The following is a 13,096-nucleotide window of genomic DNA, read 5'->3' on the forward strand; positions in this document are numbered from 1 at the left end:
AACAGAAATTATATTTTGTTGCATAAAAAAAATTATACTGTACTCTAACCTGTTTAAAATTAAACTACTAAAAATTATATGAATTTAGAGTTTGAGTAAAATAGTCATGACTTTTGAGTTCGGTTTCAAAGAAGTTTTACTATAATTCTATTATTTTAATGACAAATAGTATAATTTATAAAATCTAAAAATATTAAAAATATTTAGCTTTGCATAAAAATTTTTCTCAATTTTTCAATCATTTCCTTAACACTCCCAAATCTTTTCTCCCTCTCAAACTCAAGCCCCTTTTTTATAACTTCTTCCACTTCCTTAAATTTTCCAACCTTCTCAAATCCTAAAATAACTTCCCTGCCAAACTCTAGTTCAGCCTTATAGAACCTCTTAATCGCCCCATCCACTTTCACTCCACAAAGCATAAAATATAAAAGTGCCGCAAGTGAATAAACATCCGTTCTTTCATCAATCTCTACTTTCTCTGAATAAATCTCAATCGGCGAATATCCTTCTGAAATCTTAACAAGTTCAATCTTTTCCTTCTTTTTCAAGCTCGCTCCAAAATCAATAATCCTAATATTTCCCTTAATATCAATCAAAATATTTGAAGGCTTCAAATCACAATGAATAATGCCCTTTTTATGAATTTTACAAACTACTTCTGCAATTTTAAAAAATATTTCCAAAATATGATTTATCCTTACTTTTCCATTTTTTATCCGATTTTCCAAAATATATTTTTTCAAGGTAACTCCATAAAAATACTCGGTAACAATATAGTTTGTCCCATTTTCGCTAAAAAAATCCACGAATTTAACAACATCATCCACAAATTTCTGTCTCCTTCTTTTAGATTTTTTCAAAAATTTCTCCAAAATACATTTTTCTTTCCAAAAACATTCTTTCAGCTGTTCAAAATCTTTCTTATACTTTTTCGTAAAAACCTCTTTTTCATTTCTCATAACAATTTTCGAAGGATAGCATTCCTTAATAATTACTTTTTCCCCTTGTCTGTCTTCACACAAGTAAATATTGGAAAAATCGCTTTTAGCCACATAATTTAAAATTTTATACTTTCCATTCAATATTGTTCCCTTTAATAAAAAATCCATTCTTCTTTTCCCTTTTAAATTCTCTATTTTTCACAAAATTATTCCCATTTCTATCACGCCCAATAACTTCCCAGTTTTTCTCAATTTCCTTTTCAAGTTGTGAGATTCCATTACTTTTTACTTTATAATTTTTCTTAAAATTTCTATTATCTGCATTCAAATTTTTTCTATTATATTTTTTATTTTTAGAACTTTTCTTTTTTATTCTTGAATTATTTAATTTTTCAGCTCTTTTCTCTTTAGTTTCTATAATATTTTGAGTAATTTCCAAATTTTTTGCATAGTTTTTTTCTATTTCTTCATTTTCTATCTTTTTATTTCTTATTTCCTTATTTTCAACCAGATCACTATTCTTCAAAGTTTTTTCAACTTCATCTTCAATATTTTTCTGTCTGACTTTATTTCTTTCTATCTCTGCTCGTTTACTTAAATTAATTTTCATCAAATTCGCTTTCTCTATAATTTTCTCAGCCATTATATTTTTTACTTTTCTTTTACCTTTCAAGTTACCCTTTTGAATATTTTTCCCCACAGAAACAAACATAAACACAAATATTACAGCCAAAAATATATATTTTACAACTTTTTCCTGTTTTTGATTTTTTTCATTAATTTCTTTTTCTAACAATTTATAATTTTTTTCCATTTCAATATCTTCAACAAAAATCGACAAAAATGGTATCACTTTTCCCAGTTTTTTCTCACTAGCCTTTATCTTTTCACTTAAATTCTGCTCGACATTTAATTTACTTTTCCTATCAACATAAATCTCCTCAATTTCACTCTCATTAACAACTTTCCAAAATTCAGGACTCCCAGCCAGCAAATAATCATGTTTTTTAAGTCTTATTTTTTTGACTTGCTCACCACCTATCTTTTCCACAATTCTATTTTCCCTATACAAAACAAGTTCAGTTTTCCCTATATTTCCAACAATCATATTATTTTTTTCAATAATAATAACAATTTGTGAATAAAAATTTTTTAAATCAAAATCTTTTTCAGCTTTATGAAATTTATATAATTTTGTTTTCTCAAAAGTCACTTTATCAATAGAAGATTGTATTATCTGTTCTATATTTTCCAGCGAAAATTCATTATTTTCCAAATATTTTTCAATAATTTTATGAACTCCTATTTTTGCTAAATTTATCTTATCAATTTTCTTGTTTTCAACATTACTATTTTCAAATTTTTGAGATATTTCTGACTTTTCCTGCATTTTTTCATTTGTCTTTTCATCAAGGTCAGCAATACACCATATTCCCTTACTTCCATTTGGAATATATGCTGAATAAGTGTTTTTTTCAGCAATTTGTGCATATTCCTTAAAAAAGAAAGTATTTAATTTTATATTTTTTATCATTTTCCCTTCTCCCTTTTAAAAAATCTTCCAAAACTGCCACCATTTTTTATTTGCCTTTTTCTCAGCCTTTTTTAGCTTTTTCTCAATTTCGGCTATTTCATTTTGTTTTGTACTGCTTTTTTCCAGCTTTTCCTTTGCCTGCGTAAATTTTTCCACAGCTTCCTTCCATTTTTTATTCTTAAAATCCTCTTCTGCTTTTTTCTTTAATAAATATCCCTCACTTTTTTCAATTTTTTTATTCAAATTCTCAATTTTCGACATCTGATTTCCAAAGTTCCCATCTGCATTTACTTCTTCAAGAAGTTTCTTCACTTCCTCATATTTTGAAATACTTTCTTCAAATCTTTCATTTATAGCCAGTTGATCAGCCTGCATTTCCAGATTTGACGCATTTTCCATTTTCCTTGTTATTTCTTCACGTCTTTGCCTCTCCCGCTCCATTTCTTCCTGCTGTGCCTTGATTTCAGCTTCTTTTATCTGCAGTTGCTGCTCCATCTGGATTTCCTGCTGCCTTAACCTTTCCGAATATTCCATTTCCTGCGTTTTTAACTTTTCAGCATTCTGGCTTTCAAATTTAATAAATTCCTGTGCCTGATTTATGTATTTACTTACAGCATTTGCATTATTTGTATCTTTCATCTTCTGATAAATATTTTTAGCCTGCGTTAGAATATTTATTGCTTGTGCTGGATTATTGGCAGTTATTTGCGAAAGCCCTTCCTGAACGAGATTGTTGGCAGTCTGCAAATCAGCGTTTTGCTGGGAATTAAGTTCCTGTATCTTATTGTCGATTTCTCCCACTTTCACAGTATCTCCAAGCGTTTGGTACATCTGTCGTGCCTGATAATACGCTTCTTTTGAAGAATTAATATTGCTTTGTGCCAGCGAATCCCCTTTATTTTCAGCAAGCATTGCCCCATTATACGCTGTTTTTTCCTTATCCGTTATTTCCTCCAGCTTTTTCTCAACTTGCGAAACATAATCTGCCCTTCCATTTGCCAAATACATATCAGCCGCATTTTTATAGCTAACTTTTGCCAAATTGTAGCTTCCTTCATTAACTGCCGTATCTCCAGCGACCTCCAAAGCCTTGGCTTCCTTTAATTTCACGGTTGAATTTATCCGTGAATCCAATGTATTTAAAATCTCTTCCGTGTTCAACTCGTCACGTTTATAACTGTTGTCATTCAGGTTATACTTAGCCTGCTGATATTTTACGTTCGCCTCGTCATAATTCCCGCTGTTAAACATCTCATTTCCCTCATTAATATCCGAAAATGCCTTTTTAATCTTCTCAGTTTCCCCAATTTTCTTATTTATCTCATCAATTTTCTTGCTTGCATCAGCTCTCTTTTTCTCAGCATTCGTAAGAAATCCTATTATACCCTTGCTTTTTGGCTTTAATTTTTCGTACTCTCCGATTTCAAGTTTCAAATTATCAATTGAATTATTAAAATTTTTCTTTAAGATCTCCTCATCCGCCAATTTTTCATACTGCGTTGCCGCCTGCAGAATACCGTTTCGCCTTTTTACATTCCAAATTATAACAAACAAAATAATTACAGCAATAATCAGCATTACAAGTATTATTTTTTTAATAAGTTTCCTTTTGTCCTTTTCCATCGGCTCTGGACTTGCTACAGCACCCACTTCTACCTGTGCTATCGTATAATTTTCAATATTATCCCTACGCGAAGCAAGTATCCGTTTTTCCAATGAATTTAACCATTGCTTCTTATCCTCAAATCTGGATAAATCATTTTCCATATCATGTTCATCAATATTTTCCCAGAATCCTACAGTCGTCAAGCAAAAAACATCCTTTTCCATAAGTTCTACAGGTTTTTTTATAATATTTGGCTTAATTTTCCCAAAATCCCCAATTGCCTGCAGCAAATCATTTCTTTGCCTATGAAATCTCATATCCGATATATTCAATGCCTCTTCGTCCACCAAAAGCTGTGCTATCGTGTCATCTCTACTTTGAGAAATGATATATCCGCCTCTAATATGATAAAACCTTGTATTTCCGATATTTCCATATAAAATTGAATTATAATTGCTTATAACGATTAAAAGAGAAGTGTGCATAAGAGAATATTTCTGAGTTTCTTCCTGTTTTTCCTTAACTTTCAGATTGGCATAATCCATCATTTCCTTTATTACATCATAGTTAAACCGTGGACGTAGTATAAAATATTCAATCACGGATTCCACAGCAATTCTTGCCGCAACTTTTGCCCCTTCTTCCTCATCAAATCCATCCGCCACGGCCCAAATCGCATAATTATCCAGCAAAACATACCCAAAATAATCGTTATTTTCAGCCTTCGTCCCAGCCTCGCTCAAAAATTCCGTAATAAATTTTGCCTCATCTTTCCTCATTTCTCAATTTCTCCCTCTATTTTTTATTAATTCAACTTTATAAAATATATTTTTATACTATTCCCCATTAAAAAGGTTAATATCTAATAAATTTTGAATTGTATTCTATTTTCTAATAAGATTTAGTATTAGATTATTTTGTTCAATAACAGTTTTTCTTATTTTATATTATATTTTTTCTTTTATTTTCATAGGATTGCTCATCGCCGCAAATCCTACCACCTATGGCTAGTCTACGACATTTTTATGCACTGACAAAAAACTTGCTATGCTCAGACAGTTTTGCCAGCACATAAAAATGCTCCGACGGATTAATTTATACTCAATTCTGTTTAAAAAATAAAAATTATATCTTAAATCATTTGAAAATATTGGATTTAGTATAAATTTATTAAATTTCTTCATAATCTTCGATTTTTACTTCTAAATCATTATTTTTATCCTGAAAATTTGCATTTTTCACAATTTTTTCATCATTTAAATTTTCATATTTCCTTTTTGTACTTTCTTCTCTCGACTTTTCCTTTTCCCAGTCAAAATAATCTCCGCATAAATTCACAAATACAAACTTACTTTCCCCCATTTCCACTACTGAATAAGCCCGTAATTCTACTGTGTTGTAAACTGCTTCTCCATTTAAATAAATAAGTCCATTAGAATCTCCGGGAGTTAGCATAAATTTTCTCTGTTTAGGATTATAACTTATTGAACAATGGTTTTTTCTAGAAATCATAGTATCTCCTAAAATTTGTATATCCATATTTTCTCCACGCCCAACAAAGTTCCGTTCGCTCACAATTCTGTAGTCTTTTCCCTTATCATGCCCCTCAATGCACGTAAGCCAACCCACGACCGGATCTACTGTGCTGTCTTTAGACCAGTAGGCTGTTGTTCTGTCCTCATCCTTCATTTCTTCAACCAGATTAATTTTGTCATCCAGATTTTCCGTTTCCAGCCCTTCTGATTTGCAGTAAGGACATAAGCTGTATCTTGAAACATCATATATATGCCCATTTTTACATCTATCCAATTTCATTTTAAAATTTTCCTTTCTTTTTTCATTTTATAAATTTATAGATTTATTTTAATAATATTTTTGTAGTCGCTAAATAAATTATGTCCCCTGATTCCACTTTTACTGGTATATTTTTTTTCAGCTTTATTTTCCGTTTATCTAAACTTCTTTCAATTCCGCTTCCATTTTGTGAGCCTAAATCCTCATAATACCAAATTCCGTTGACACGATTTAAAATTCCATGAGCCCTGCTGACTAAATTTGAGTAAATTCCTTCACTTACATCTATATCCACTCTGTTTCTTGGCGATTGCTTCCCAATGAGAAGTGATGTTGCCCTCCCAATTTTCCAAATTTTCATATCATAGTCTTCTGAATCCTTCAAAAATATATGCTCAATCTGATTTTTCTCCAAATCCTCTATTTCCTTTACTCTTTCTAAAAATACATTATGCTCCCTTTCCCTCTCATGTTTTATATTTCTGATTTCCTCCTCAACTTCCACTTTTTCAAAAAATCTTTCCACAATAAGAAGGTAAAGTGTAACTCCGATATAAATAAAAATCGAAAAATAAAGGCTTTTTGTAGAATATCCTGAAAGATGGACAAAAATAAATGTAAATATTAAAACTGTCATTATCAAAATATTTTTTATATTTAAAAATTTGTAACTTTTCTGTTTTTTTGCATTCAATTTACGTTTTTCATATTTTTTAATTCCCTTATCGACACTAATTTTATTTTTTTCATTGTTAATTTTTCCATTTTCTCTATTTTTTCCAAGCCGTGCTACACTTCTAAGCCTTTCCAGCCTGTAAATGCTCCCACGCCCAATCGGACGCCTAAAAATATTTTTCCAATTTGTAAAACTTCTTCTGATTCCCCACAACATTTCTAATTTCCCCTTCTTACTTTTTCTCTTTCATATCAAAAAAACTCTCAAACCTGCTTTTCACACTTTCTTTTTCAGCTTTTGCTTTATTCTTTGCCATTTTATCTAGTCCAAAACTATTTTCAAACATTCCTTTCATTTCGGCCGCACTTTTAAAAAATTCTTTTCCAAAACTAAAATTATTTTCAGAATATTTATTTTTAAAATTTTCCTTATCATTTTTCTTTTTTGTATGATTATTCTCATTTTCTCTTTTATAATCATACTCTTTCCGTCTTTTCTCATTTGAAAGTACTTCATAAGCCTCTGTTATTTCTCGAAATTTTTTTGCAGCCTTTTCATCTCCTGCATTTCTGTCGGGATGATATTTCATTGCTAATTTTCTATATTTCTTTTTTATTTTCAAAATATCTGCATTTTCAGACACTTCCAGTATTTTATAATAATCCATTCCCCTTCATTTTCTTAATTATATTTTAATTTTAACTTATAATACTACATTTTTATATTTTTGTCAATTGTTTTTTAATTTTAATTTAATCAATATTATAAAAATAAAACTTAAATTTCACAAAAAAGACATAAAATTTACATAATTTTGACAAAATTAAATGATACTATATACTTGTCAAGAGAAAATAGAAAAAATAAATTTGAATGGAGATGGTTAAATATGAATATAAAAAACACCTTTAAGAAAATGGTTGCAATTCTAGGAATTATTGGAATTTCAATAGTCTCTTTTGCAGTACCTCCTAAGCATCCAAAGCCAAAACCAAAAGTAACGGTTGTTCAGTCAAAAAGAAAAACGACAAACAAAAACCCAACAAAAAAACAAACAATAAATCCTCAAGAAAAAAGAAACACTAAAAAACCTAGTATAAAACAAAATAAAAAACATTAATTTATACTACTAAAACTTTAAACAAGCTAAGTTAAAAAGACACTAAACTCCTTTATAGTAATTAAACTTTTAATTTAAGCTTTAATACATAGTATTACTATGTTATCCAATTTAAAATTATGAAAAAGCAGTCAATGTTAGTTATTTGGCTGCATATTTTATTTTTAATAAAATTTTATCTTCTTTTAGAAAAAAGTTCTTGAAATTATAAAAAAAAAATGATAATATATATTGCTAAAATGGAATTTGAAAATTCTAGTATTAAATTTTTATTGGTCAATCACTTTATAGAAAATCAAAACGCAACTTACACTTTCATTTATAATTTGAAATATCTATAAATAAAAAACTGCTAAGATTGTCTTTAGCAGTACAAATATACACTGAAAAGAGGTCGTAAATGAAGAAAAAGTTAAAAAATAATAGTTTTTTAATTCCATCTTTCTTAGCGGGTGTAACAGGATTAAGTTATGAAAAAACTGTACATTCCTCAAATATTGATTCATCAATACAAACTTCTAACTTTAATGATTTAAAAAATAAAACCATATCAAGTGTAGAAAGTAATTTTAATTTTTCTAAAAATGATGAAATTTTTGATATTATAAAAAATAATTTAAAAAATGAAAATGAATTTAAAGTTGATTTTAGCTATACTGGTGATATTCATAAAAGTAAAGTTACAAATACTTATTCTTCTAATCATGATTTCCTTAGTACACCAGACTCTGAAAATTATGAATATGAAACAACAATTCCTTACGTTATAATCAATCCTGACAACGGTCCATCTGACAAGGCTGATTATAACTATGTTGTTCAAATCAAAAAAAATAAAGAACTGGGAATCAAAAATCTCGGATACGTAACTACAAACGAATATACTAAAAGCATAAAGCAAGTGTATTCTGAAATTGACAAATATATACAATTTTATGGTTCTGATAATATTTCAGGAATTTTCTTTGATGAAATATCATCTGGAAAAAACCCTTTAGAAATAAAATATATGGCGCAATTATACAATTATGTTAAAACAAAATATCCTGATTCAATTGTCGTTGCAAATCCTGGTGTAAGTATTACAGATGAAATGTCAAACTATTCTGATTTATGGTTAACAAGTGAAGTATCTGCTGATACTTACATAAACCATTGGACTCCCAGAAATTACAATTTTGAAAATAATCCTGAAAATACAAATCGTATTGTTCATGTCGTTCATTCTGCAACCTCAGATCAGTATGAAACTCTTTTAAAACTCTCAAAAGAACGCAATGCAGGATTTCTAATGATAACAACAAATATGCCAAATATCCCTTATGATAATTTGCCACAAAATGTTGAAAATTTAATATTATCAATAAATAACTCAACATCACACGTTCTTTCAAATACTAATAATAATTTGGGAAAAAAATTAACTTCTGCAATTGAAACAATCAAATTACCACAAAATACAGCAAAAAATGTTGAAATTAATTCCGCTCCTTTCAAGTTAAGAATACCTGAAAAATATAATATTACTGGAAACTTATATCTTTCAAGTCTTGACTTATGGAATCTTTTAAATAATCATTACAAAAATTATTCAAAAAATAAATTTGACAATAATTTTGATTTTGAATTTAATATTTTTGATGAATTTTTAAGCGATATTTCCTATAACATAATGGATAAATTTGGAAATTTTAAAATTAATCTGAGAAAAAAATGGAATACATAATAAATACATAAAAAAATTAAAAGTACCATAATTAAAACTATAATTTACGTATTCAATAAGAATCTTTTAAAAATTCTAAAATTTTTAAAAAACACACAAAAATAAATATTTAAAAATTTATACATATTATAATTTAAGACTGTCTCATGATATCAATTTTATGACACAGTCTATTTTTTTGACATAATATCATAATCAAATAACAAATCTATTATGTATTAAAAATAAATAGACACAAATATAATATGCTCTTACAAGCCACCAAATATACCTATAACGTCTGTAATATAAGTTTTGTATATTAATTAAAAATATTAGATTCTGATCCTTGTAAAAAAAATTTTAATAGATTAATTATTTATATAAAATTTACTCTAAATTTATTTTACAATAGTTAATAAATAAAACCTAAATAAACATCAGAATTTAAGAATGTATAATATATATAAAAAGTTAAAGAATCAAACTAAAATATAGAAAAGTTGAAATGAAAGAAGTCTATTTTTGAATATTTTTAACAAAAAAAATGGCGTCCCCGGTTGGACTCGAACCAACGGCCCTCTGATTAACAGTCAGATGCTCTAACCGGCTGAGCTACGGAGACACGCAAAAGAAAAAAGTTTGGCAACTGCCTATTTTCCCGGGACGAATCCAAGTATCGTAGGCGTAAACAGACTTAACTGCCGGGTTCGAAATGTGACCGGGTGTATCCCTGCTGCTAGCATCACCAAACTTTAAAAACTAAATTGTCAAGTTAAGACAATGAGAAATAAATAGCAGCAGTAAAAGATTAACTAAAAAGCAGATGTAATATTAGTACCAGTCAGCTGAACGCATTGCTGCGCTTACACCCCTGGCCTATCAACCATGTGTTCTCCATGGATACTGCGAATACTCATCTCAAAGTCGGCTTCTCGCTTAGATGCTTTCAGCGATTATCCGTTCCAGACGTGACTACCCAGCCATGCCACTGGCGTGACAACTGGTACATCAGAGGTCTGTCCAACCCGGTCCTCTCGTACTAAGGTCAGATCTTTTCAGTATTCAGGCGCCTGCAGTGGATAGGGACCGAACTGTCTCACGACGTTCTGAACCCAGCTCGCGTGCCTCTTTAATGGGCGAACAGCCCAACCCTTGGGACCTTCTCCAGCCCCAGGATGAGACGAGCCGACATCGAGGTGCCAAACACTTCCGTCGATATGGACTCTTGGGAAGTATCAGCCTGTTATCCCCGGGGTAGCTTTTATCCGTTGAGCGACGGTCCTTCCATACGGAACCGCCGGATCACTAACTCCCACTTTCGTGCCTGCTCGACCCGTCAGTCTTGCAGTCAAGCTCCCTTATGCGTTTGCACTCTTAGGCTGATTTCCATCCAGCCTGAGGGAACCTTTGAACGCCTCCGTTACTCTTTGGGAGGCGACCGCCCCAGTCAAACTGCCCATCTAGCACTGTCTCCGTTACCGGATTAGAATTTCAACGGCATATGGTTGGTATTCCAACGGCGACTCGGCTGAAACTGACGCCTCAGCTTCACAGTCTCCCAACTATCCTATACACACACAGCCAAAACCCAATGCCAAACTACAGTAAAGCTCCACGGGGTCTTTCCGTCCTACTGCAGGTAGCCGGTATCTTCACCGGCATTACAACTTCACCAGGTCTCCAGCCAAGACAGCTCCCAAATCATTTCACCATTCGTGCAGGTCGGAACTTACCCGACAAGGAATTTCGCTACCTTAGGACCGTTATAGTTACGGCCGCCGTTCACCGGGGCTTCAATTCGGAGCTCTCACTCCTCCTCTTAACCTTCCGGCACTGGGCAGGTGTCAGCCCATATACGTCGCCTTTCAGCTTAGCATAGACCTGTGTTTTTGGTAAACAGTTGCTTGGGACTCTTCACTGCGGCCTGTTTCCCCTTGAGGCGTTTCTCCTCTCAGGTATATCAGGCACCCCTTCTCCCGAAGTTACGGGGCTATTTTGCAGAGTTCCTTAGCTAGAGTTATCCTGTCGGCCTTAAGTTTCTCACTCTGTCCACCTGTGTCGGTTTACAGTACGGGCACTACTTCTCATCGATAGAAGTTTTTCCCGGCAGTGTAGGATCTGTGACTTATGCCAATGCACTTCCCCGTCAGGTCTCACATTTAGACACGCGGATTTTCCTGCGTGTCCATGCTACGCCCTTAGAAAGACTATTCCGTCAGTCTTCTCACATACCTTCCTGCGTCACTCCGTCTCTCAAGCGATAATAGTGGTACAGGAATATTAACCTGTTTTCCATTCGCCATCACAATTTTGCTTATGCTTAGGTCCCGACTTCCCCAGGGCGGACAAACCTTCCCCTGGAAACCTTGGACTTCCGGCCGGCGGGATTCTCGCCCGCCTTCTCGCTACTCATTCCTGCATTCTCACTTCTGATACCTCCAGAATGGCCTTGCGGCATTCCTTCAACGGCCTACAGAACGCTCTCCTACCAGGCGTGCAGGCACGCCTCCGCAGCTTCGGTTTATGTCTTAGCCCCGTTACATCTTCGGCGCAGATACTCTCGACCAGTGAGCTATTACGCACTCTTTTAAGGCATGGCTGCTTCTAAGCCAACCTCCTGGTTGTCTGTGAATATCCACCTCCTTTCCCACTTAGACATAATTAGGGACCTTAGCTGGCGGTCTGGGCTGTTCCCCTCTCGTCCGCGGACCTTGTCATCCGCGGACTCACTCCTGACTATTAATATATGGTATTCGAAGTTTGCTTGATTTCGGTAAGCAGTACGCCCCCTAGACCATACAGAGCTCTACCCCCACATATCTTAACGTCAAGGCTGCACCTAAATGCATTTCGGAGAGAACGAGCTATCTCCTAGTTCGATTGGCTTTTCACCCCTAGACCTGCCTCATCTCCCAACTTTTCAACGGCGGTGAGTTCGGCCCTCCACTGAGTCTTACCTCAGCTTCAGCCTGGACAGGCCTAGATCACTAGGTTTCGCGTCTATGACTAGCGACTTGACGCCCTGTTAAGACTCGGTTTCCCTTCGGCTCCGCTTTATTAACCTTGCCACTAATCATAACTCGCAGGATGATTAACCAAAATCCACGCAGTCACACATAAAGTGCTCCTACCGTTTGTAAGCACACGGTTTCAAATTCTATTTCACTCCCTTGCTCAGGGTTCTTTTCACCTTTCCCTCACGGTACTCTTCACTATCGGTCAACAGCAGTATTTAGCCTTGCGTGATATGGTCCACGCTGATTCACGCCAGATTCCTCGTGCCTGACGCTACTCGGGTGCTTCCAGTCACTATATGTATTTTATGTTCTACAGGACTATCACCTTCTTTGGTTCAGCTTCCCAGCTGATTCTACTTACATACATACAGCTTAAACATTATGACAATCCGTTGATGGAAGTCCCACAACCCCGTGCCAGCAATGCTGTCCGCTTGGCACTGGCACGGTTTAGGCTTTTCCCCGTTCGCTCGCCGCTACTTAGGGAATCGTTTTTACTTTCTTTTCCTCCCGTTACTTAGATGTTTCAGTTCACGGGCTTACCGTTTTCACGCATGCCCTCCAGGCATGCAGGTTTTCCCATTCGGAAATCCGGGGATTAACGATTATGTGCATCTTCTCCCGGCTTATCGCAGCTTATCACGTCCTTCATCGGCTGTTGTTGCCTAGGCATCCTCCGTGTGCCCTTGTTAGCTTTTTA

8 protein-coding genes, 1 tRNA gene and 2 rRNA genes are annotated in these 13,096 nt (G+C 33.5%); 2 read left to right on the top strand and 9 right to left on the bottom strand.

Features of this window, described 5'->3' with window-relative positions; genetic code table 11:
- Positions 1–203 precede the first annotated feature (203 nt).
- The 6 genes from ACZ5B9_RS10400 to ACZ5B9_RS10425 form a co-directional block, all read right to left on the bottom strand.
- Positions 204–1,109 carry a serine/threonine protein kinase gene (locus ACZ5B9_RS10400; RefSeq protein WP_464422532.1) on the bottom strand — a complete coding sequence of 302 codons (906 nt, stop codon included), beginning with the start codon at positions 1,107–1,109 and terminating at the stop codon, positions 204–206.
- Positions 1,066–2,475 (bottom strand): hypothetical protein, encoded by a 1,410-nt coding sequence (locus tag ACZ5B9_RS10405; protein ID WP_464422533.1) that lies wholly within the window; start codon positions 2,473–2,475, stop codon positions 1,066–1,068. The genes ACZ5B9_RS10400 and ACZ5B9_RS10405 overlap by 44 nt, the downstream gene beginning before the upstream one ends.
- Positions 2,476–2,490: 15 nt before the next feature.
- On the bottom strand, positions 2,491–4,860 hold the full coding sequence (locus ACZ5B9_RS10410) for a PP2C family protein-serine/threonine phosphatase (RefSeq protein ID WP_464422534.1): 2,370 nt from the start codon (positions 4,858–4,860) through the stop codon (positions 2,491–2,493).
- A gap of 391 nt (positions 4,861–5,251) precedes the next feature.
- Entirely contained in the window at positions 5,252–5,896 is a 645-nt protein-coding gene (locus ACZ5B9_RS10415) for an FHA domain-containing protein (RefSeq protein ID WP_464422535.1), read from the bottom strand.
- 43 nt (positions 5,897–5,939) lie between these two features.
- On the bottom strand, positions 5,940–6,767 hold the full coding sequence (locus ACZ5B9_RS10420) for an FHA domain-containing protein (protein ID WP_464422536.1): 828 nt from the start codon (positions 6,765–6,767) through the stop codon (positions 5,940–5,942).
- 16 nt (positions 6,768–6,783) lie between these two features.
- Entirely contained in the window at positions 6,784–7,218 is a 435-nt protein-coding gene (locus ACZ5B9_RS10425) for a DnaJ domain-containing protein (protein WP_464422537.1), read from the bottom strand.
- Positions 7,219–7,440: 222 nt separating this feature from the next.
- Between ACZ5B9_RS10425 and ACZ5B9_RS10430 the strand changes: the two genes are divergently transcribed.
- Positions 7,441–7,671, top strand: coding sequence for a hypothetical protein (locus ACZ5B9_RS10430; RefSeq protein WP_464422538.1), 231 nt, complete (start codon positions 7,441–7,443; stop codon positions 7,669–7,671).
- A gap of 400 nt (positions 7,672–8,071) precedes the next feature.
- Positions 8,072–9,397, top strand: a complete 1,326-nt coding sequence (locus ACZ5B9_RS10435; RefSeq protein ID WP_464422539.1) for a spherulation-specific family 4 protein — start codon at positions 8,072–8,074, stop codon at positions 9,395–9,397.
- Positions 9,398–9,924: 527 nt separating this feature from the next.
- On the opposite strand, the gene ACZ5B9_RS10440 is transcribed toward ACZ5B9_RS10435, so the two are convergent.
- The 3 genes from ACZ5B9_RS10440 to ACZ5B9_RS10450 all read right to left on the bottom strand — a co-directional run bounded on the left by ACZ5B9_RS10440 (position 9,925) and on the right by ACZ5B9_RS10450 (position 13,096).
- Positions 9,925–10,001: transfer RNA gene (locus ACZ5B9_RS10440), tRNA-Asn, on the bottom strand.
- Between the two features lie 15 nt (positions 10,002–10,016).
- Positions 10,017–10,129, bottom strand: a 5S ribosomal RNA gene (gene rrf, locus ACZ5B9_RS10445).
- Positions 10,130–10,190: 61 nt separating this feature from the next.
- A 23S ribosomal RNA gene (locus tag ACZ5B9_RS10450) occupies positions 10,191–13,096 on the bottom strand.

Source organism: Leptotrichia sp. SK-5 (assembly GCF_055387215.1).